Source organism: Kitasatospora cathayae (assembly GCF_027627435.1).
Taxonomy (GTDB): domain Bacteria; phylum Actinomycetota; class Actinomycetes; order Streptomycetales; family Streptomycetaceae; genus Kitasatospora; species Kitasatospora cathayae.
On the sequence record NZ_CP115450.1, the window covers coordinates 1,431,303 to 1,454,992 of the forward strand.

The 23,690-nt window shown below is 73.7% G+C and carries 5 protein-coding genes and 1 pseudogene; all 6 read right to left on the reverse strand.

Features of this window, described 5'->3' with window-relative positions; genetic code table 11:
* Nucleotides 1–28 precede the first annotated feature (28 nt).
* Complete coding sequence (gene ccrA, locus O1G21_RS06700; RefSeq protein WP_270150799.1) at nt 29–1,375, reverse strand: crotonyl-CoA carboxylase/reductase; 1,347 nt, start codon at nt 1,373–1,375, stop codon at nt 29–31.
* A gap of 89 nt (nt 1,376–1,464) precedes the next feature.
* Nucleotides 1,465–1,719: a chorismate mutase gene (locus O1G21_RS06705; protein ID WP_270141622.1), complete on the reverse strand. Its 255-nt coding sequence runs from the start codon at nt 1,717–1,719 to the stop codon at nt 1,465–1,467.
* 1 nt (nt 1,720) lies between these two features.
* Entirely contained in the window at nt 1,721–3,154 is a 1,434-nt protein-coding gene (locus tag O1G21_RS06710; protein ID WP_270141623.1) for a DHA2 family efflux MFS transporter permease subunit, read from the reverse strand.
* Complete coding sequence (locus tag O1G21_RS06715; protein ID WP_270141625.1) at nt 3,151–14,181, reverse strand: type I polyketide synthase; 11,031 nt, start codon at nt 14,179–14,181, stop codon at nt 3,151–3,153. The genes O1G21_RS06710 and O1G21_RS06715 overlap by 4 nt, the downstream gene beginning before the upstream one ends.
* 2 nt (nt 14,182–14,183) lie before the next feature.
* Entirely contained in the window at nt 14,184–18,875 is a 4,692-nt protein-coding gene (locus tag O1G21_RS06720) for a type I polyketide synthase (RefSeq protein WP_270141627.1), read from the reverse strand.
* 77 nt (nt 18,876–18,952) lie between these two features.
* Nucleotides 18,953–23,689: pseudogene (locus tag O1G21_RS06725) on the reverse strand (type I polyketide synthase); the annotation flags it as partial.
* Between the last annotated feature and the right edge of the window lies 1 nt (nt 23,690).

The following is a 23,690-nucleotide window of genomic DNA, read 5'->3' on the forward strand; positions in this document are numbered from 1 at the left end:
CGTCGGGGCCGAGTGGTCCGGGCGGGGGCTATCCGGCCGGCAGTTCGCGGAAGCGGTTGATGGCGGGCAGGTGCTTCTCGCGCAGTTCGTGGTCGCGCACGCCCAGGCCTTCCTCGGGGGCCAGGCAGAGCACGCCGACCTTGCCCTGGTGCTTGTTGTGGTGGACGTCGAGGGCGGCCTGGCCGGTCTCCTCCAGGGAGTAGACCTTGGACAGGGTGGGGTGGATCCTGCCCTTGGCGATCAGGCGGTTGGCCTCGTAGGCCTCGCGGTAGTTGGCGAAGTGCGAGCCGACGATCTTCTTGAGCGACATCCACAGGTACCGGTTGTCGTACTGGTGCATGTAGCCGGAGGTGGAGGCGCAGGTGACGATGGTGCCGCCCTTGCGGGTGACGTACACCGAGGCGCCGAAGGTCTCCCGGCCCGGGTGCTCGAAGACGATGTCCACGTCCTCGCCGCCGGTGAACTCGCGGATCTTCGAGCCCAGGCGCTTCCACTCGCGCGGGTCCTGGGTGTTCTCGTCCTTCCAGAACCGGTAGCCCTCGGCGGAGCGGTCGATGATCGCCTCGGCGCCCATGGCGCGGCAGATCCCGGCCTTCTGGTCGTTGGAGACCACGCAGATCGGGGTGGCGCCGCCGGCCAGCGCGTACTGGGTGGCGTACGAGCCGAGGCCGCCGCTGGCGCCCCAGATCAGCACGTTGTCGCCCTGCTTCATGCCGGCGCCGTTGCGCGAGACCAGCTGGCGGTACGCGGTGGAGTTGACCAGGCCGGGGGAGGCGGCCTCCTCCCAGGTGAGGTGCTCGGGCTTGGGCAGCAGCTGGTTGGTCTTGACCAGGGCGAGCTGGGCCAGGCCGCCGAAGTTGGTCTCGAATCCCCAGATCCGCTGCTCCGGGTCCATCATCGTGTCGTCGTGGCCGTCCGGGGACTCCAGTTCGACCGAGAGGCAGTGGGCGACGACCTCGTCGCCGGGCTTCCAGGCGTTGACCCCGGCGCCGGTGCGCAGCACCACGCCCGCGAGGTCCGAGCCGACCACGTGGTACGGCAGGTCGTGGCGCTTGGTGAGCGGCGACAGCCGGCCGTAGCGCTCCAGGAAGCCGAAGGTGGAGACCGGCTCGAAGATCGAGCTCCACACGGTGTTGTAGTTCACCGCGCTGGCCATGACGGCGACCAGGGCCTCGCCGGGGCCGAGCTCGGGCAGGGCGACCTCGTCGAGGTGAAGGGACTTGCGGGGGTCCTTGTCGCGGCTGTCCAGGCCCGCGAACATCTGCTCCTCGTCCTTGTGGAGCGTGACCGCCCGGTAGGACTCGGGGAGCTTGATCGCCGCGAAGTCCGCCGACGTGGCGTCGGAGCTGAGGATCGCGTCGAGGAGGGCCGACATGTCGGTCATGTGGTGGTTCCCATCAGGTGTTCTCTCATCGGGGGCGTACGACCGGGCTGCTCCGCCCGGTTGCGGCTCCGGCCGTCCGGTTACGACGGGTGGCGGGCGAGTTCGATCAGCAGCAGGGCGAGTCGGGCGCCCGGTCGGCCGAGGCCGCTCTGGTACTCCTTCACCATCCGGTTCTCCCTGGTGAGTTCGGTACGGGGCAGGCCCGCGGCCCGGCGGAGCGCCTCGATCTCACCGACCAGCTCGGCGCGGCGCCGGATCATCCGGATGAGGGACCGGTCGAGTTCGGCGAGTTCGTCCTGCCACTCGTCGACCCGGCTCGGCACGGTGAGTGACATGTCAGGCCCCGGCCTTCCGACGGGTGGCCGCGCGCCGCTGGGCGAGGGCCAGGGTCAGGGCGGTCAGCGCGGCGAGTGCCGCCGCGGCCAGTGACCACCAGAAGGTGACGGTGAACGCCGACATCCGGCTGTCGGCGCTGTCCCCCGCCCCGTCCAGGCCGTTCTGCAGGACGGCCACGAACACGGCGGTCGCGATCGACCCCCCGAGCCGCTGCAGCATGTTGATCTGCGGCGAGGCATCGCTGATCTTGCGCGGGTCGACGGCCCGGAAGGCCGAGGTCATGGCCGGCATCACGGACAGTCCGGCCCCGAAGCCGGAGAGCAGCATGGCGGTGCCGATCACCGCGTACGGCGTGTCCGCCCCGACCAGGACGAACGGCACCGCCGCGGCGAGGCTCAGCGCCGCCCCGAGGAACGCGGTGCGCCCGCCGCCGAGCCGTTCGACGACCCGCCCCGACAGCCAGGTGGCCGCGGCGGCGCCCGCGCTCGACGGCAGCAGCAGCACCCCCGTGGCGACCGGGTCCGCGCCGCGCACGCTCTGGAAGTACAGCGGCATCAGCACCATGCCCGCGTACATGCCCATGGACAGGAAGACCGTGGTGAGCGAGGCCGAGCGGAAGACGGCATCGTGGTAGAGCCTGATGTCGAAGAGCGGGTGCGCCGTACGGAGGGTCCGGACGATGAACAGCACCAGCAGCACCACCCCGGCGGTGAGCACCAGCACCGGGACGGCCGAGGTGTGCCGGCCGATCTCCCCGAGGCCGTAGGTCAGGGCGACCATGCTGCCGGAGACGGCCAGGAGCCCGAGCGGGTCGAGCGGGGTCGGGTCCTGCGGTCCGTCGGGGCGCAGCAGTCGCAGGGCGCACAGCACGGCCACGGCTCCCACCGGCAGGTTGACCAGGAAGATCCAGCGCCAGTCCGCGTAGTGCAGCAGGAGCCCGCCCGCGAACGGCCCGACGACGGGTGCGAGCACGATGGGCACCCCGACGACCGACATCACGCGCGGGAGGTTCGCCGGTCCGGCCGCCCTCGCGAGGATGATCTGCCCGACGGGCATGATCAGGCCGCCGCCGAGGCCCTGGAGGGCCCGCAGGGCGATGAGCTGCCCGGAGGTCTGAGCGGCGGCGCACAGGAGGGAGGCGACCGTGAAGACGACCACCGCGGCCACGTAGGTGCGCCGGGCTCCGTAACGGCGCGCCGCCCAGCCGGAGACCGGGATCGCCGCGGCGACCGCGAGGAGGTAGGCCGTCACCACCCACTGGATGGTGTCGAGCCTGGCGTCGAGGCCGGACGCCAGGGCCTTGAGGGCGACGTTGACGATCGTCGAGTCCAGGAAGGACATGGTCGACCCCAGGATCACCACCGTGGCGGCCTTCCACACCTCGGGGCCGAGACCCTGACGGGGGATCGGGTTGGATTCGGTACGTATGCTCACTGCTGGGTCGTCTTCCCCTCGGTGCTCTGCTTCGGCTGCACGGTCCGCAGCCAGTCGTCCACCGCGCCGGCGGCGCTGCCGGCGGCGGCCTCCAGCATGGTGAAGTGGTCGCCCTCGACGTCCACCGCGGTGTGCCGCAGCGGCCAGGAGGCCCGGCGGTCGCCGAGCGACTGCTCCGCCCGGACCAGCAGGGTCGGGGTCGAGATCGCTTCGGGCGTCCAACCGTGGAAGTGCCGGAAGTAGCCGCCCATCGCGGTCAGTCGGGCGTCCGTGGTCCAGCCGTACTCCTCCTCCCGGTCGAACATGGCCTTGACCATGTCGGTGCGGAAGGCGGGATCGGCGGCCTCGCCCGGCAGGAAGGTGTCGAGCAGGACCAGCGCGGCGGCCGGGCTGCCGAGCCGTTCCAGACGGGCGGCGACGTCGTGCGCCGCCCAGCCGCCGGAGGAGTAGCCGACCAGGGCGAACGGTGCTCCGTCGGCGCCGTGCAGCACCGACCGGGCGATGAGTTCGACGATCGCCTCGGCACTGTCCGGCAGTTCCTCGCCCTGGAGGTAGCCGGGCAGGGGCAGCGCGGACACCGCGCGCCGCGGTCCGAAGGCTGCCGCGAAGCGGGCGTACTGGTGCGGGCTGGACATCGCCGTCAGCGAGGGCAGGCAGACCAGTGCCGGTGCCGCGGGGCCGTCCGCGAGGCGGACCGGCTCCAGCATCGGCCGGGTTTCGGCCACCGACCCGGCCGAGAAGGACGGCCGCAGCTGCGAGGCCACCATCAGCAGGTCGGTCGCCTCCTTCACCTTGCCGTCGGCGCAGGCCTGCCGGTAGAGCAGGCCGATGGTGCCCGCAGGCTCCGCCGTCACCGGGGCCTCCGGCACGGTCAGTTCGCCGCGGAGGTGGTCGGCCAGGAGCCGGGGCGTCGGGTGGTCGAAGACCGCCATGGCGCTGAGCGTCAGTCCGGCCGCGGTGTTCAGCCGATTGCGCAGGCGGACCGAGGTCAGCGAGTCGAAGCCCATCTCCAGGAACTTCCGGTCGGGATCGACCTGGTCGGGCCCGGCGTAGCCGAGGACCGCGGCCGCGTGGGCGCGGACCAGGGCGAGCGGGTCGGTCAGGTCCGCGGCGGGCGCGGTTTCCCGGGAGCCGCGCTTCGGCGCCGGGGGCACCAGGTCGTGCAGCAGGGGCGGCAGCCCCTCCTCACGGGACTGTGCCCGGAGGGCGGGAAGGTCGATCCGGGCGGGCACCAGCACGGGGTGGTCGTGGGTGAGGCCGGCATCGAAGAGCGCGAGACCCTCCCGCGTGGACAACGGCAGCATCCCGCCACGCGAGATCCGCCCCACCTCCACCGAACCCAGACCGGCCGTCATCCCACCGCGCTCGGCCCACAAACCCCACGCCAACGAGGTCGCCGGCAGACCCAGACCACGACGGTACTGCGCGAACGCATCCAGGAACGCGTTCGCCGCCGCATAACTCCCCTGCCCCGGAGCCCCCAACACCCCCGAAGCCGACGAGAACACCACGAACGCCGACAACCCCAGACCCACCGTCAACTCGTGCAGATTCCACACCGCATCCACCTTCGGACGCAGCACCGAATCCACCCGCTCCGGGGTCAACGAGCCCACCACACCGTCATCCAGCACACCCGCCGCATGCACCACGGCCCTCAGCGGCTCCCCGGCCCCAATACCCTCCAACAGCTCCGCGAGCGCCCCACGATCGCCCGCATCACACGCCACCACCCGAACCGACGCACCCAACCCCGCCAACTCCGCCACGAACCCGGCGGCACCCTCCGACGCCAGACCCCGACGACCCGTCAACACCAGATGACGAACCCCGTGAACCTCCACCAAGTGCCGAGCCACCAGACGACCCAACACACCCAGACCACCCGTCACCAACACCGTGCCCCCGGACCCGAAACCCGGAGCATCCGAGGAGGACACCAGCCCAGCCCGCACCAACCGAGGCACCGACACCACACCCGAACGCACCGCGACCTGCGGCTCCTCCCCCGCGCCCACCACCTCGAGCAACGCCGACGACTCCGGCGAACCGTCCACATCCACCAACACGAAACGCCCCGGATGCTCCGACTGCGCCGAACGCACCAGACCCCACACCGCCGCAGCGGCCGGATCCACCAGCCCGTCCCCCGACAGACCCACCGCACCACGCGTCACGAACACCAACCGCCGCGAAGCCCCATCCGCGGCCAGCACCCCCTGCACCGAGCCCAACACCCCGTGCACCGCAGCCCGCACACCAGCAGAGGTGTCCACCTCCACCAACTCCACCGAGCCAGGCCGGGCAGCTTCCTTCGGCAGGTTCACCTGCTTCCACTCGACGCGGAACAGGGCGTCCCGGGCGGCGAGTTGGTCCTTGGCCAGCGGGCGCAGCACCAGGGAGTCGACGTCGGCGACCAGGGCGCCCGTCCCGTCGTGCACCGTCAGCGAGACCGCGTCCGCGCCGGCCGGGGCGATCCTGACCCGCAGGGTCGAGGCACCCGCGGTGCGCAGCGAGACCCCGTTCCAGGAGAAGGGGAGGCGCACCCCGCCGCCGTCGAGGAAGGAACCGAGGCCCACGGCGTGCAGGGCGGCGTCGAGCAGCGCCGGGTGCAGGCCGAACCGGCCAGCCTCCTGTTCCTGGTCCAGCCGGACCTCCGCGAAGACCTCCGCGCCACGCCGCCAGGCCGCCCGCAGGCCCTGGAAGGCCGGGCCGTATTCGAGGCCGGCGTCGGCCAGGCCCTGGTAGAAGCCGTCGAGCGGGATGCTCTCGGCCGGAGCCGGCGGCCAGACCTCCCGTACGGCCGGCTCGGGAGCCTCGGCGTCCGAGAGGACGCCGGAGGCGTGCCGGACCCAGGGCTGCCCCGGTTCGTCCGCGCCGCGCGCGTACACGGCGAGTGCGCGACGGCCCCGGGCGTCGGCCGGTTCGAGCGCCAGCTGCAGCTGCACCGCACCGGTCGCGGGCAGCACGAGGGGTGCTTCCAGGGTGAGTTCCTCGACCCGGGCGCAACCGGCCTGTTCGCCCGCCTGCAGCGCCAGTTCGACGAAGGCCGTACCGGGCAGCAGCACGACGCCGTTCACGGCGTGGTCGGCCAGCCAGCGGTGCGAACGCAGCGACAGCCGGCCGGTGAGGACGGTGCCCTCCGAGCCCGCGAGGGCGACCGCCGCGCCGAGCAGCGGGTGGCCGACGGCCTCCACACCGGCCGAGGCGACATCGCCCGTGCCGGTGCCGGCCTCCAGCCAGTACCTCTGCCGCTGGAAGGCGTAGGTCGGCAGGTCCACCAGCGCGGCGTCGGGGTACACCAGGCTCCAGTCGATCTCGACGCCGCGGACGAAGGCCTCCGCGAGTGCGGTCGTGAAGCGCTGTGCGCTGCCGTCCTGGCGTCGCAGGGTGCCGAGGGCCGGGGCGTCCAGACCGGGAACGAGGACGGGGTGGGGACTGACCTCGATGAACACATGACCCTGAGCGGCCAGTTGCTCCGTGACCTCCTCGAAACGCACCGTCCCGCGCAGGTTGCGGTACCAGTACCCGGCGTCCAGCTCACCACCCTCCAACCACTCACCCGTCACCGTCGACAGGAACGGCACCTCGGCCGCCACAGGCCGAAGACCCGCCAGCACCTCCAGCAACTCACCCTCGATCTCCTCCACCTGCGCCGAATGCGAGGCGTAGTCCACCGGAACCCGGCGCGCACCCTCCACCCGCGCCAACAACTCCTCCAGCGGCCCCACCTCACCCGAGACCACCACCGAACGCGGCCCGTTCACCGCGGCGACCGACAGCCCCTCCACCAACAGCGCCTCAGCCTCCGCCCGGCCCACCGGCACCGCGACCATCCCACCCCGACCCGACAGCGCCAGCAGCGCCCGCGAACGCAGCGCCACCACCCGCGCCCCGTCCACCAGACCCAACGCCCCCGACACACACGCAGCCGCGATCTCACCCTGCGAATGACCCACCACCGCCGCCGGAACCACACCGAACGAGCGCCACAGCTCCGCCAGCGAGACCATCACCGCCCACAGAACGGGCTGCACCACATCGACCCGCGCCAGCGCCACCTCATCGACCAGCACCTCATCCAGCGACCAGTCCACGAACCGCGACAGCGCCTGCCCGCACTCGGCCAACCGCGCCGCGAACACCGGCGACACCCGCGCCAACTCCACCGCCATCCCGACCCACTGCGCCCCCTGCCCCGGGAACACGAACACCGGCTTGGCAGAGGTGCGCGCGCTCCCCGTGACGAGATGCTCGACGGGCTCCGCGGCGGCAAGCGCGGCCAGGCCCTGGAGGAACCCCTCCCGGTCGGCCGCCACCACGGCGGCCCGGTGCTCGAAGGCGGTACGGGCCGTCGCCAGGGACAGCCCGACGTCCGCGGCGGACCGCTCGGGCTGCGCCTCAAGGTGGGCGGCCAGTTCACGGGCCTGGGCGCGCAGCGCCTCGGCGGACTTCGCGGACAGGATCCAGGGCAGCGCCGCGTCGTCCAGGACCGGGGCCTGGGCCACCGGCTCGGCCGCCAGGGCCTCGGGCGCCTGCTCCACGATGACATGGGCGTTGGTGCCGCTGATCCCGAAGGAGGACACCGCGGCCCGGCGGGGCCGCGAGGTCTCCGGCCAGGGCCGGGCCTCGGTCAGCAGCGACACCGCGCCCGCGGACCAGTCGATGTGCGGGCTCGGCTCGTCGACGTGCAGGGTCTTGGGCATCAGGCCGCCGCGGATGGCCATCACCGACTTGATGATGCCGCCGACGCCGGCCGCGGCCTGGGTGTGCCCGATGTTCGACTTGAGGGAGCCCAGCCACAGCGGCCGGTCCTCGGGGCGCTCCCGCCCGTAGGTGGCGAGCAGCGCCTGTGCCTCGATCGGGTCGCCCAGCTTGGTCCCGGTGCCGTGCGCCTCGACCAGGTCGATCTGGTCGGAGGTCAGCTTGGCCTGGGCGAGGGCCTGACGGATCACCCGCTGCTGGGCGGGGCCGTTGGGCGCCGTCAGACCGTTCGACGCGCCGTCCTGGTTGACGGCCGAGCCACGGATCACGGCCAGCACCCGGTGCCCGTTGCGCCGCGCGTCGGAGAGCCGCTCCAGGAGCAGCAGGCCGACGCCCTCGCCCCAGCCCGTACCGTCCGCCGAGGCCGCGAAGGACTTGCAGCGGCCGTCCGAGGCCAGCCCGCGCTGGAGCGAGAACTCCACGAAGGTGGTGGGCGTCGCCATGACGGTCACGCCTCCGGCGAGCGCCAGCGAACACTCGCCCTGGCGCAGGGCCTGCGCCGCGAGGTGCACGGTGACCAGGGAGGAGGAGCAGGCGGTGTCGACCGTGACGGCCGGGCCCTCCAGGCCGAGGGCGTAGGAGACCCGGCCGGACAGCACGCTGCCCGCGTTGCCGGTGCTGAGGTAGCCGTCCACGCCCTCGGGCACCTCGCCGAGCCCGCTCGCGTAGTCGTGGTACATGACGCCGGCGAAGACGCCGGTGCTGCTGCCCCGGACCGAGGACGGGTCCACCCCGGCCCGCTCGAAGGCCTCCCAGGCGGTCTCCAGCAGCAACCGCTGCTGCGGGTCCATCGCCAGCGCCTCGCGCGGCGAGATCCCGAAGAAGCCCGCGTCGAACTCGCCCGCCTCGTGGAGGAAGCCGCCCTCGCGGACGTACGAGCGGCCCGGCGCGTCCGGGTCCTGGTCGAACAGTCCGTCCAGGTCCCAGCCGCGGTCCTCGGGGAAGGCGCCGATGCCGTCGCGGCCGGCGGCCACCAGGTCCCAGAGGTCCTCGGGCGAGCGCACGCCGCCCGGGTATCGGCAGGCCATGCCGATGACCACGACCGGGTCGTCGTCGACCGGGCCGCCCGGGACGGCTGGCCGCTCGGCCGCCGCGTCCCGGCCGGGCTCCCCGACGAGTTCCTCGCACAGGTGCCGGACCAGGGCTGCCGGGCTGGGGTGGTCGAAGATCAGGGTGGCGGGCAGGCGCAGGCCGGTCTCGGTGGTGAGGCGGTTGCGCAGCTCGACCGCGGTGAGCGAGTCGAAGCCGAGTTCCGTGAAGGCCCGGTCGACGGCCACCGCGTCCGCCGCGGCGTGGCCGAGGACCGCGGCCACCTGGGTGTGCACGAGGCCCAGCAGGGTCCGCTCCGACCAGTCGGTGCGGTTCGCCGCGGCCGCCGACGCGGCGGCGGTCCGGCGGACCGGAACCCGCACCAGGCCGCGCAGCAGCGCGGGCACCGCCACCGAGCCGCCCGGTGACCGGAGGTCGAGGGGCGTCGGCACCAGCAGCGCCTCGTCCGTACCCAGCGCCAGGTCGAACAGCCGCAGGCCCTCCGCGGCGGAGAGCGCGGCGAGGCCGGAGCCGGTGATCCGCTCCCGGTCGCCGCTCGCGAGCCGGCCGCCCATGCCGCTGCCCTCGGCCCACAGGCCCCAGGCCAGCGAGGTCGCCGGCAGGCCGAGGCCGCGGCGGTACTGGGCGAGGGCGTCCAGGAAGACGTTGCCCGCGGAGTAGCTGCCCTGACCGGGGGCGCCGAAGACGCCGGAGGCGGAGGAGAACAGGACGAAGGCGGCGAGCCCGCGGTCCTTGGTGAGTTCGTGCAGGTGCCAGGCGGCGTCCGCCTTCGGGCGGAGCACCGTGTCGACCCGCTCCGGGGTCAGCGAGCCGATCACCCCGTCGTCCAGCACGCCCGCCGTGTGGACCACGGCCGCCAGCGGCTGCTCGGCCGGGATGCCGTCCAGCAGCTCGGCCAGCGCCGTGCGGTCGGTGACGTCGCAGGAGACGACCCGGGCCGAGGCGCCGAGTGCCGCGAGTTCCTCGACGAGTTCGGCAGCGCCCTCGGCGGCCGGTCCGCGGCGGCTGGTCAGCAGCAGCTGCCGGACCCCGTGTTCCCGGGCCAGGTGCCGGGCCAGCAGGCCGCCGAGCCCGCCGGTGCCACCGGTGATCAGGACGGTGCCCCCGCCGTCCCAGGGGGACGCCTCGTCCGGCGCGCCCGTCGCCCGGGCGAGTCGGGGGGCGAGCACCTGCCCGCCGCGCAGCGCGAGCTGGGGCTCGTCGAGGGTCAGGGCGGCCGCCAGGGCGGAGCCGGAACCGGCGTCGCCGTCCAGGTCGACGAGGCGGAAGCTGCCGGGGTTCTCGGCCTGGGCCGACCGGACGAGGCCCCAGACCGGCGCCTGCTCCAGGCCGTCCACCTGCTCGCCGGGCCGGACGGCCAGGGCGGCGCGGGTGACGAACACCAGCTGGGAGGAGTGGTGGCGGGCGTCGGCCAGCCAGGCGTGCAGCAGGGCGAGGGCACCGTGGGTCGTGCCGTGGACGTCGGCGAGCAGCTCGCCCGTCCGGTCGCAGGACACCAGGACGGTGGCGGGCACCGGGTCGAGGGCCTGCAGCTCCTCGACCGAACCGACCCAGCAGAGGGTCGACTCGGTGGTCTCGGGGAGCGGTTGGGCCACCCAGTCGACGCGGAACAGCGAGTCACTCCGCTGCCGCTGCCGCTCCCCGGCTACCGGGCGCAGGGCCAGCTCCTCGACGGTGGCGACGGGCGCGCCCGTCGCGTCCGCGACGTCCAGGGCGACGGCGTCGGTGCCCGCCGGGGACAGCCGGACCCGCAGGGCCGTGGCCCCGGTCGCGTGGAGGGTGACTCCGGACCAGGAGAACGGCAGGCTGGGCCGGTTGTCGGTGACGAACTCGCCCAGCCCCACGGCGTGCAGGGCCGAGTCGAGCAGCGCCGGGTGCAGGGCGAAGCGGCCGGCCTCGCGCTCCTGCGGCAGCTCGACCTCCGCGAACACCTCCCGGCCGCGCCGCCACACCGCGCGCAGCCCCTGGAACGCCGGGCCGTAGCCGAAGCCCGCCTCGGCCAGGTGCGGGTAGAGCCCCTCGATCGACACCTCCTCGGCGTCCTGCGGGGGCCAGACGGTGAGCGCGGCGGTTCCGGCGGTTCCGCCGGGACGGGTGGGCGTGGCGAGGCCCAGGCGGCCGGTGGCGTGCCGGGTCCAGGGCTCGTCCCCGTGGCGGGAGTGGAAGGTGAGTGGGCGGGTCCCCTGCGCGTCGGGGCGGCCGACGCTGACCTGGAGCTGGACGGAGTCCTGCTCGGGCAGGACGAGCGGGGCCTCGATGGTCAGCTCGTCGATGCGGTCGCAACCCACCTGGTCACCGGCCCGAACGGCCAGCTCCACGTAGGCGGTTCCGGGCACGAAGACGGTACCGGCGATGGCGTGATCGGCCAGCCAGGGGTGGGTGCTCACCGACAGCCGTCCGGTGAACAGGACCTGGTCATCGTCCGCCAGCACCACCATCGCGCCGAGCAGCGGGTGCCCGACCGGGAGCACGCCCGCGGAGGCGACGTCGCCCACGCGGTCGACGGTCGTCCAGTAGCGCTGACGCTGGAAGGGGTACGTCGGCAGGTCGACGCGGCGGCCGGAGAAGACCGCCTGCCAGTCGGGGACGACACCGTGGGTGAAGAGGTCGCCGAGCGCGGACATCGCCGCGAGGGGCTCCTCGCGGTCACGGCGCAGGACGGGGGTGAAGGCGTGGGTGGCGGTGTCGGTGAGGCAGTCCTGGGCGAGGGCGGTCAGGACGCCGTCCGGGCCCAGCTCGACGAAGCGGGTCGCGCCGAGCTGGGAGGCGGTGCGCACACCGTCGTGGAACAGCACGGCCTGGCGGACGTGTCGCACCCAGTAGTCGGGGCTGGTCAGCTCCTCGGCGGTGGCGAGTGCGCCGGTCACATTGGAGACGACCGGGATCCTCGGCTCGTCCGCCTTGAGAGCGCTGACGACCGTACCGAACTCGGCCAGCATCGGCTCCATCAGCGGCGAGTGGAAGGCATGGCTCACCGACAGGCGCTTGACCCGGTGACCGGCCGCCAGTGCCGCCTGCTCGATCTCCCCGATCGCCCCAGCCTCACCCGAAAGCACCACCGAACGCGGACCGTTGACCGCCGCGACATCGACCAGCCCCTCACAGCCGGCGAGAAGCTCCACAGCGGTCTGCTGATCGACCGCCACCGCGAGCATCGCGCCCCCGGCGGGCAGTGCCTGCATCAACCGGCCACGCGCCGCCACCAGCGCAGCGGCGTCCTCCAGCGAGAACACCCCCGCCACATGCGCAGCCGCCACTTCACCGATCGAGTGGCCGAGCAGGAGGTCCGGGCTCACACCCCACGACTCAAGGAGGCGGAACAGCGCCACCTCCAGCGCGAACAGCCCAGCCTGCGCCCACACCGTCCGGTTCAGCAGCTCGGCGTCGTCGCCGAACACCACTTCCCGGACCGAACCGTCCAGGTGCCCGTCCAGCTCCGCACACACCGCGTCGAACACGCCCGCGAACACCGGGAAAGCGCCGTACAACTCCCGGCCCATCCCCAACCGCTGGGAACCCTGCCCGGTGAACAGGAACACCGTCTTGCCGGAGACGGCGGTCGCGCCGTCCGAGAGGGCGGCCAGCCCCGCGAGGGACTCCTCACGCGTGGTCGCGGTGACGGCGGCCCGCTGCTCGAACAGCGGTGCCAGGGTGAGCGAGTGGGCGATGTCCGCCACGGCCAAGTCCGGGTTGGCCTCAGCGTGGGCGCGCAGCTGCTCCGCCCGCGCGCGCAGCGCCTCGGGGGTCTTCGCGGAGAGGATCCACGGCACCACCGACGGCCGGGGCCCGGTCGGCTCGGCCGGCTCGGTCGACTCTTCGTCGAGCGGGGCCTGTTCGAGGATCAGGTGGGCGTTGGTGCCGCTGACGCCGAAGGCGGAGATGCCGGCTCGGCGCGGCGCGCCGGTGCTCGGCCACGGGCTGGCCTCGGCCAGCAGCCGGACCGCGCCGGCCGACCAGTCCACGTGCGGGGTCGGCTCGTCGACGTGCAGCGTCCGCGGCAGCAGGCCGTTGCGCATCGCCAGGACCATCTTGATCACACCGGCGACACCCGCCGCGGCCTGGGTGTGCCCGATGTTGGACTTCACCGAGCCCAGCCACAGCGGCCGTTCCTCGGACCGCCCACGGCCGTACGTCGCCAGCAGTGCCTGCGCCTCGATCGGGTCGCCGAGCCTGGTTCCGGTGCCGTGGGCCTCGACCGCGTCGACCTGGTCGGTGGTCAGCCGCGCGTTGGCGAGCGCCTGGCGGATGACGCGCTGCTGCGCGGGGCCGTTGGGGGCGGTCAGACCGTTGGAGGCACCGTCCTGGTTCACGGCGGAGCCCCGGATGACGGCCAACACCCGGTGGCCGTTGCGCTTGGCGTCGGAGAGCCGCTCCAGCAGGAGCAGGCCCGCGCCCTCGCCCCAGCCGGTGCCGTCCGCGGCGGCCGCGAAGGGCTTGCAGCGGCCGTCCGAGGCGAGCCCGCGCTGACGGGAGAACTCGACGAAGACGCGCGGGGTGGACATCACCGTGACACCGCCGGCCAGCGCCAGGGTGCACTCGCCCCGGCGCAGTGCCTCGGCGGCCAGGTGCAGGGAGACCAGCGAGGCGGAGCAGGCGGTGTCGACCGTGACGGCGGGTCCTTCGAGACCGAGCACGTAGGAGAGGCGGCCGGACAGGACGCTCGCGGCGTTGCCGGTGCCGATGTAGCCCTCCAGCCCCTCCTCGGGGGGCTGCCCGCCGAACAGGGCACCGTAGTCCTGGCCGTTGGTGCCCATGAACACGCCGGTGCGGCTCTCGCGCAGGGCCGTCGGGTCGAGGCCCGCGCTTTCGAGGGTCTCCCAGGCGACTTCGAGCATCACGCGCTGCTGCGGGTCCATGGCCCGCGCCTCACGGGGGCTGATGCCGAAGAAGGCGGGGTCGAAGTCGGCCGCCCCGTCGAGGAATCCGCCCTCGCGGACGTAGCTGGTACCGGCCCGGTCCGGGTCGGGGTCGTAGAGGGCGGCGAGGTCCCAGCCGCGGTCCTCGGGGAACGGCACGAGGGTGTCGGTCCCCGCCGCCAGCATGTCCCACATCTGCTCGGCCGAGCGCACGCCGCCGGGGAAGCGGCAGCCGATGCCGACGATCGCGATCGGCTCGTGGCTGCGGTCCTCGGTGTCCCGCAGGCGCCGGTTGGCGTCGTCGAGGTCGGCCGTGACCCGCTTGAGGTACTGGAGAAGCTTCTGTTCGTTGCTCATGTTCAGCGGGTTCCGTACTTCTGGTCGATGTAGGCGAAGAGGTCGTCCGCACTGTCCAGCGCGGGGCTCTCGGCGGATTCGTCGGATTCGTGGGACCCCAGGGGTCCATGGATCCCGGCGGCGGCGCGGGCGGCCGCGAGGAGGGCCTCCAGGCGGCCCACCACCTCGGTGTGGAGAGCGTCGGGGTCGAGGCCGGGCAGTGCGCCCTCCAACCGGCCGAGGTCGGCGAGCACCCGGGTGACGGCGGTGCCGCCGAGTTCGGTGTCCAGGAACCTGGCCAGCGCCTGGGGGTTCGGGTGGTCGAACACGACGGTCGCGGGCAGCGCGAGACCGGTGGCGGCGCCGAGGACGTTGCGCAGGTCGACCGCCATCAGGGAGTCGAAGCCGAGGTCACGGAACGGCCGGGTGGCCTCCACCTTGTCCGCGCTGCCGTGGCCGAGCACCGCGGCCGCCTGGGCGCGGACCAGGTCGAGCAGCGCCGGCAGCCGGTCCTCGTCGGGCAGGGTGGTGAGCGCCTCGCGCGGTCCCGGGCCGTCCGCCGCCCGGGGCGCCGCCTCGGGTATCGCGGACAGCAGGGGGCTCGGCCGTACGGCGGTGAACCCCGGGGCGAAGCGGCCCCAGTCGATGTCGACCACCGCCAGGCAGGCGTCGCCGTGGTCGAGTGCCTGCTGCAGCCCGTCGAGTGCGCGCCCGGGCGCCATGGCGCGCACGCCGTGCCGGCTGAGCCGCTCACTGACGGCCGCCTCCCCGGCGGCCATGCCGCCGCCGTCCCAGGCGCCCCAGGCGATGGCGGTCGCGGGCAGCCCGTCGGCACGGCGCTGCTCGGCGAAGGCGTCCAGGAAGGCGTTGGCCGCGGCGTAGTTGGCCTGGCCGGAGCCTCCGACCGCGCCGGAGAAGGAGGAGTAGAGCACGAAGGCGCTCAGCTCCTGGGTCAGGGTCAGCTCGTGCAGGTTGAGGGTCGCCGCCACCTTGGGCCGCAGCACGGTGGCGAGTCGGTCCGGGGTGAGCGAGTCGAGCACGCCGTCGTCGAGCACGCCCGCCGTGTGCATCACCGCGGTGAGCGGGAACTCCTCCGGGACGGTCGCGAGCAGGGCGGCGAGCTGTTCGCGGTCGGCCACGTCACAGGCGGCGACGGTGACCCGGGTGCCCCGCTCCTCCAGTTCCGCCACGAGCGCGTCGGCCCCGGCTGCCCCGGTGCCCCGGCGGCTGGTCAGCAGCAGGTGTTCGGCGCCGAGGTCGGCGAGCCGACGGGCGAGGTGCCCACCGAGCGCCCCGGTGCCGCCGGTGATCAGGACCGTGCCGGACGGCCGCCACTCGCCGACCGGCGCGGCCGCCCGCTGGGCGCGCACCAGCCTGCGGACGTACAGACCGTCCGCGCGTACGGCCAGTTGGTCCTCGCCACCGGCGCCGGTGAGCGCGTCGCACATCCGGGCCAGCGAGGCCTCGTCGAAGGCCTGCGGCACGTCGATCAGCCCGCCCCAGCGGTCCGGGGCCTCCAGCGCCGCCGCCCGGCCGAGTCCCCATACCTGGGCCTGCGCCGGGTCGGCGAGCCGCTCGGCCGGGCCGACGGCCACGGCGCCCCTGGTCGCGCACCACAGCGGCGCGTCGATCCCGGCGTCGCCCAGTGCCTGCTGCAGGAGCAGCACCTCGGTCAGGCCGGACTCGCCGACGGCCGACGGAAGCCGCAGAACTCCGGCCAACTCCTCGTCTCCGCCGATGACTTCGCGCAGCCGTACGGCCAGGTCCCGGCGGGTCAGGGCCGCATCGGCCAGGTCCGCGCTGATCACCGTGGCGCCGCGCTCCGCCAGGGCGGCGCCCACCGTGGCGCGCTCGGCCCCGAGCACCAGCCAGGTGCCGTCGAGCGTGGCGGCCCCGGGATCGCCGACGGGCTGCCAGACGGCCCGGTACTGCAGATCGGCCGAGGACGGGACGGCCGACGCGAACGAGCCTGCGGTGGGGGCCGTTCGGGGCCAGTAGCGCTCGCGCTGGAAGGGGTACGTGGGCAGCTCGACGCGGTGCGCGCCCGAATCCCCGTACACGGCACGCCAGTCGACGGTGACGCCCCAGCAGTGCAGGGCGCCCAGGGCCGCGGCGACGGCCTGGTCCTCGGGGCGGTCGCGGCGCAGGAGTGGGGTGAAGGCGTGGGTGGCGGTGTCGGTGAGGCAGTCCTGGGCGAGGGCGGTCAGGACGCCGTCCGGGCCCAGCTCGACGAAGCGGGTCGCGCCCAACTGGGAGGCGGTGCGCACACCGTCGTGGAACAGCACGGCCTGGCGGACGTGTCGCACCCAGTAGTCGGGGCTGGTCAGCTCCTCGGCGGTGGCGAGTGCGCCGGTCACATTGGAGACGACCGGGATCCGGGGCTCGTCCGCCTTGAGAGCGCTGACGACCGTACCGAACTCGGCCAGCATCGGCTCCATCAGCGGCGAGTGGAAGGCATGGCTCACCGACAGGCGCTTGACCCGGTGGCCGGCCACCAGTGCCGCCTGCTCGATCTCCCCGATCGCCCCCGCGTCACCCGAAAGCACCACCGAACGCGGACCGTTGACCGCCGCGACATCGACCAGCCCCTCACAGCCCGCGAGGAGCTCCACAGCGGTCTGCTGATCGACCGCCACCGCGAGCATCGCGCCCCCGGCGGGCAGTGCCTGCATCAACCGGCCACGCGCCGCCACCAGCGCGGCCGCGTCCTCCAGCGAGAACACCCCCGCCACATGCGCGGCCACGACCTCACCGATCGAGTGGCCGAGCAGGAGATCGGACGTGATGCCCCAGGACTCCAGCAGGCGGAACAGCGCCACCTCCAGCGCGAACAGCCCAGCCTGCGCCCACACCGTCCGGTTCAACAACTCGGCATCGTCACCGAAGACGACGTCGCGGACCGAACCGTCCAGATGCCCGTCCAGCTCCGCACACACCGCGTCGAACGCGCCCGCGAACACCGGGAAAGCGCCGTACAACTCCCGGCCCATCCCCAACCGCTGGGAACCCTGCCCGGTGAACAGGAACGCCAGCTTCCCGGCGGAAGCAGCAGAATCCACCACCTCCTGGCACGGGCGCCCCTCCGCCAGGGACTCCAACCCCCGCAGCAGCCCCTCACGGTCCCCCGCCACCACCGCCGCACGCCGATCCAGCACGGCCCGCGTGGTCGCCAGGGAGTAGCCCACGGACGGGAGGGTCAGCTCGGGACGATCGGCGAGGAAGGTCCGCAGCGAGCCCGCCTGGGCCCGGAGTCCGGCCTCGTCCGGCGCGGACACCACCATCGGCACGGCACGGCCCGGCGCCGGGACCACCTCAGCGCCCTCGGACCGCTCGACCGGCGGCGCCTCCTCCAGGATCACGTGGGCGTTGGTCCCGCTGATGCCGAAGGACGAGACGCCCGCGCGACGCGGCCGGTCGGTCCTCGGCCACTCGACGTTCTCGGTGAGGATCCGTACGGTGCCGGCCGACCAGTCGACCTGGGGGGTCGGCTCCTCGACGTACAGGGTCCGCGGCAGTACGCCGTGCCGCAGCGCCAGCACCATCTTGATGACCCCGGCCACGCCCGCGGCCGCCTGGGTGTGCCCCAGGTTGGACTTCACCGAGCCCAGCCACAGCGGACGGTCCGCCGGCCGCTTCCGCCCGTACGTGGCGATCAGGGCCTGTGCCTCGATGGGGTCGCCGAGCTGGGTGCCCGTCCCGTGCGCCTCCACCGCGTCGACCTGGTCGGCCGTCAGTCGGGCGTTGCCGAGGGCCTGTTCGATGACCCGCTGCTGCGAGGGCCCGTTGGGCGCGGTGATCCCGTTCGAGGCGCCGTCCTGGTTGACGGCGGAGCCGCGGATCACGGCCAGCACCTGGTGGCCGTTGCGCCGGGCGTCCGAGAGCCGCTCCAGCAGCAGGATGCCCGCTCCCTCGCCCCAGCCGGTGCCGTCCGCCGCGGCCGAGAACGCCTTGCAGCGGCCGTCGCGGGCGAGACCGCCCTGGCGGCTGAACTCGGTGAAGAGCGTGGGCATGGACATCACGGTGGCGCCGCCGACGAGGGCGAGCCCGCACTCCCGGCGCCGCAGGGACTGGGCGGCGAGGTGCAGCGCGACCAGCGAGGCCGAGCAGGCGGTGTCGACCGTCACGGCGGGCCCCTCCAGCCCGTACACGTACGACAGGCGCCCGGAGAGCACGCTCGCGGCGTTGCCGGTCATGATGTGTCCGGCGAGGTCGTCGGTGGAGTTGATCGCCACCGGGGCGTAGTCCTGGCCGTTGGTACCGACGAACACGCCCGTTCGGCCGCCCCGCAGCGAGCCGGGGTCGATGCCCGCCCGCTCGAAGGCCTCCCAGGAGGTCTCCAGCAGCAGCCGCTGCTGCGGATCCATGGCCAGGGCCTCGCGCGGGGAGATCCCGAAGAACCCGGCGTCGAAGTCGGCCGCGTCCGGCAGGAAGCCGGCCTGGCGCGCGTGCGAGCCGCCCTCGGCGGCGGGCGAGAGCAGGGAGGTGAGGTCCCAGCCCCGGTCGGTGGGGAAGCCGGTCATGGCGTCGCCGCCCGAGACGAGCAGCCGCCAGAGCTCCTCGGGGCTGTTCGCTCCGCCGGGGAACCGGCAGCCCATCGCGATGACCGCGAGGGGCTCGTGGTCCCGGCTCTCGCTGTCCCGGAAGCGCTCCTGCGTCTGCTCCAGCTCTGTCGACACTCGCTTGAGGAAGTACCGGAGCTTTTCTTCGTTGGACACGGGATGGCTCTCCGTCGGGGAAGTGCTTGGTGCGGGATGTGGGTCGTTCATCGGCGTCGTGTTCCTGGGACGCCGGTTCATGAGATGCCGAACTTCTCGCCGATGAGGCCGAAGAGGTCGTCGTCGGAGACGGAGTCGAAGTCCTCGGACTCCGCGGACCGCTCCTCGTCGGAGTCCCGCCACTGGGAGACGAGGGCCTGCATGCGGAGCATGATCCGGGTGTGTTCGGGCGAGCCGGAGCCGAGCTGCTCCAGGGCCCGTTCCAGCCGGTCGAGGCCCTCCTGGGGCGTGCTGCCCTCGGTGGGGCCGTCCTCGGCGAGTTCGGCGCCCAGGTGGGCGGCGAGTGCTGCGGGGGTCGGGTGGTCGAAGACCAGGGTGGCCGGCAGGGTCAGCCCGGTGGCGGCGGCGAGGCGGTTGCGCAGCTCGACGGCGGTCAGCGAGTCGAATCCGGCTTCCTTGAACGCGCGGGTGACGGGGACCGCTTCGAGCGAGCCGTGGCCGAGGACGGCCGCGACATGGCCCCGGACGAGCGCGAGGAGGGCGTCCTCCCGCTCGGCTGCGGACTTGCCGCGCAGCGAGTCCCGCAAGGCGCCGCCGGTCGTGTTCGCGTCCTCGGCCGCCCCGGCGAGCGACTGCAGTTCGGGGAGCTGGGACAGCAAGGGGCTCGGCCGGCCGGTGACGAAGGTGGGTCCGAACCGGTCCCAGTCCACCGCGGCGACGACCAGGTGGGTCTCGTCCCGGATCAGTGCCCGTTCCAGGGCGGCGATCGCCGACTCCGGTGCCATCGGCACCATACCGCCCCGTCGGAGCCGCTCGGTGACGACCTCGGTCTCCGTGGCGAGGCCCGAACCGCCCCAGGAGCCCCAGGCGATGGAGGTGGCCGGAAGCCCCTGGGCGCGGCGGCGCTCGGCCAGGGCGTCCAGGTGGGCGTTGGCCGCCGCGTAGTTGCCCTGCCCCGCGCCGCCCACGGCGCCCGCGAACGAGGAGAAGAGCACGAACGCCGAGAGGTCCGAGCCCCTGGTCAGCTCGTCGAGGTGATCGGCCGCGTCGGCCTTCGGGCGCAGCACCCGGGCCAGCCGCTCCTCGGTCAGCGACTCCACCACGCCGTCGTCCAGGACGCCCGCCGCGTGGAACACCGCGCTGACCGGGTGCTCGGCGAGCAGCCGGGCGAGTGCCTCGCGGTCCCCCGCATCACAGGCGGCTACGGTGACCTTGGTGCCCAACTGCTCCAGTTCGGCGGCCAGTTCACGGGCTCCCGGGGCGTCCGGGCCGCGTCGGCCGGTGAGCAGCAGGTGTTCGGCCCCACGGCCGGCCAGCCAGCGCGCGACGTGCGCGCCCAGTGCGCCGGTGCCACCGGTGATCAGCGTCGTGCCGGAGACGTCCAGGGACGCGGCCGGGGCCGAGCCGCTGCGGGCGCCCCACCCGGCGCGTACCAGTCGGCGGCCGTAGGCGCCGCCCTCGCGGACCGCCACCTGGTCCTCACCGGCCGCACCGGACAGGACCCGCGCCAGCCACGAACCGGCCTCCGCGTCCAGAACCTCCGGCACGTCCACCAGACCACCCCACGACTGGGACCGCTCCAGAGCCACCACCCGGCCCAGACCCCAGACCTGAGCCAGCGAAGCATCCGGCGCGGCATCAGACCCGCCCACCGACACCGCACCCCGCGTCACACACCACAACGGCGCGGAAACACCCAGCTCACCCAGCACCTTCACCAGCGACAGCACCGCACCCGAAGACCCCAGGCACGACACCACACCACTCAACCGCTCACCCACCAGCGCCCGCTGCGACACCTCCCCCGCCGCACACTCCACGACCTCGGCACCCGCCGCGACCAACGCGCCCGCCACATCGGCACACCCGTCCACCGACACCACCAACCACCGCCCCGACAGCACAGCCGGAACCCGGCCGGCGAGCGGCGCCCAAGTGACGCGGTAGCGCCAGGAGTCGGCGTCGGCCTGCTCGCGGCGCGTCCGGCGCCAGGACGAGAGGACCGGCAGGGCATCCGTCAGGCCCGTCAACTCGTCGGTCGCGGCGCCGAGTTCGTCGGCGATCGCGGGCAGGTCGGAGCGCTCGACGGCGGCCCAGAACGCGGCTTCCGCGGGATCCTGGCCGACCGGCACCGCGGTGCCGGGGCGCGGCCAGTACCGCTGTCGCTGGAAGGCGTAGGTGGGCAGTTCGGTCCGGCCGGCGCCTTCGAGGACGGGAGACCAGTCGACGGGCACACCGCGAACGTGTGCGTCGGCCGCGGAGAGCAGGAAGCGGCTCAGCCCGCCCTCCTGGCGTCGCAGGGTGCCGAGGGCCGGGGCGTCCAGACCGGGAACGAGGACGGGGTGGGGACTGACCTCGATGAACACATGACCCTGAGCGGCCAGTTGCTCCGTGACCTCCTCGAAACGCACCGTCCGGCGCAGGTTGCGGTACCAGTACCCGGCGTCCAGCTCACCACCCTCCAACCACTCACCCGTCACCGTCGACAGGAACGGCACCTCGGCCGCCACAGGCCGAAGACCCGCCAGCACCTCCAGCAACTCACCCTCGATCTCCTCCACCTGCGCCGAATGCGAGGCGTAGTCCACCGGAACCCGGCGCGCACCCTCCACCCGCGCCAACAACTCCTCCAGCGGCCCCACCTCACCCGAGACCACCACCGAACGCGGCCCGTTCACCGCGGCGACCGACAGCCCCTCCACCAACAGCGCCTCAGCCTCCGCCCGGCCCACCGGCACCGCGACCATCCCACCCCGACCCGACAGCGCCAGCAGCGCCCGCGAACGCAGCGCCACCACCCGCGCCCCGTCCACCAGACCCAACGCCCCCGACACACACGCAGCCGCGATCTCACCCTGCGAATGACCCACCACCGCCGCCGGAACCACACCGAACGAGCGCCACAGCTCCGCCAGCGAGACCATCACCGCCCACAGAACGGGCTGCACCACATCGACCCGCGCCAGCGCCACCTCATCGACCAGCACCTCATCCAGCGACCAGTCCACGAACCGCGACAGCGCCTGCCCGCACTCGGCCAACCGCGCCGCGAACACCGGCGACACCCGCGCCAACTCCACCGCCATCCCGACCCACTGCGCCCCCTGCCCCGGGAACACGAACACCGGCTTCACCGCGTGGGGCGCCCGGCCTTCGACGAGCGGGCCGGCCGGCTCGCCCGCGGCGAGGGCCGACAGCGCCTCGCGGACACCGTCCCGGCCCGCCGCGACGACCACGGCGCGGTGTTCGAAGCGGGCGCGCGTGGCGGCGAGCGAGAAGGCGGCGTCGGCGAGCGCCGGACCGGGAACGGAGCCGAGGAAGGCGGCCAGTTCACGGGCCTGGGCGCGCAGCGCCTCGGCGGACTTCGCGGAGAGGATCCACGGCAGCACCGCGTCGTCCGGGACCGGGGCCTGGGACGCCGAATCGGCCTCCTCGGCCTCCTCGGCCTCCTCGGCCTCCTCCAGGATGACGTGCGCATTGGTGCCGCTCATGCCGAACGAGGACACGGCCGCGCGACGGGGCTCGCCCGTCCCGTTCCAGGGACGGGACTCGGTCAGCAGCGACACCGCGCCCGCTGACCAGTCGACCTGCGGGGTGGGCTCGTCCACGTGCAGGGTCTTGGGCAGGAGCCGGTTGCGCATCGCCAGCACCATCTTGATGACGCCCGCCACGCCGGCCGCGGCCTGGGTGTGACCGATGTTCGACTTGATCGAACCGAGCCACAGCGGACGGTCCTCGGGGCGCTCCCGGCCGTAGGTGGCGAGCAGCGCCTGCGCCTCGATCGGGTCACCCAGCATGGTCCCGGTGCCGTGCGCCTCGACGGCGTCGACCTGCTCGGGCGCGAGCCGGGCGTCGGCCAGTGCCTGGCCGATCACCCGCTGCTGGGACGGGCCGTTGGGCGCCGTCAGACCGTTCGACGCGCCGTCCTGGTTGACGGCCGAGCCACGGATCACGGCCAGCACCCGGTGCCCGTTGCGCCGCGCGTCGGAGAGCCGCTCCAGGAGCAGCAGGCCGACGCCCTCGCCCCAGCCCGTACCGTCCGCCGAGGCCGCGAACGGCTTGCAGCGGCCGTCCGGGGCCAGCCCGCGCTGCCGGGAGAACTCGGTGAAGGTGGTCGGGCTGGCCATCACGGTGACCCCGCCGGCCAGGGCGAGCGAACACTCCTCCTTGCGCAGCGCCTGGGCGGCCAGGTGGAGGGCGACCAGGGAGGAGGAGCAGGCGGTGTCGACCGTGACGGCCGGGCCCTCCAGGCCGAGGGCGTAGGAGATCCGGCCGGACAGCACGCTGCCCGCGTTGCCGGTGGCGAGGTAGCCGTCGATCTCCTCGGGCCCGGCGACCAGGACGGTGCCGTAGTCGCCGCCGTTGGAGCCGACGAAGACGCCGGTACGGCTGCCGCGCACGGCCGTCGGGTCGACACCGGCCCGCTCGAAGGCCTCCCAGGCGGTCTCCAGCAGCAACCGCTGCTGCGGGTCCATCGCCAGCGCCTCGCGCGGCGAGATCCCGAAGAAGTCCGCGTCGAACTCGCCCGCCTCGTGGAGGAACGCGCCCTCCCGGACGTAGGAGGAACCGGCGCGGTCCGGGTCCTCGTCGAACAGGGCCTCCAGGTCCCAGCCGCGGTCGGTGGGGAAGGGGGACACGGCGTCACGGCCCGCGACGAGCATCTCCCACAGCTTCTGCGGGGTGTCCGCGCCGCCGGGGAAGCGGCAGCTCATCGCCACGATCGCGATGGGCTCACGGGAGGCGTCGGCGAGCCGGCGGTTCTGTTCCCGCAGCCGCTCGGTCTCCTTGAGCGAGGTCCGCAGCGCTTCCAGCAGC

What these genes read in the sequence shown, in the direction of transcription:
- O1G21_RS06705 (WP_270141622.1), bottom strand. Translation starts at nt 1,719, where the DNA reads ATGTCACTCACCGTGCCGAGCCGGGTCGACGAGTGGCAGGACGAACTC.
- ccrA (WP_270150799.1), bottom strand. Translation starts at nt 1,375, where the DNA reads ATGTCGGCCCTCCTCGACGCGATCCTCAGCTCCGACGCCACGTCGGCG.
- O1G21_RS06715 (WP_270141625.1), bottom strand. Translation starts at nt 14,181, where the DNA reads ATGAGCAACGAACAGAAGCTTCTCCAGTACCTCAAGCGGGTCACGGCC.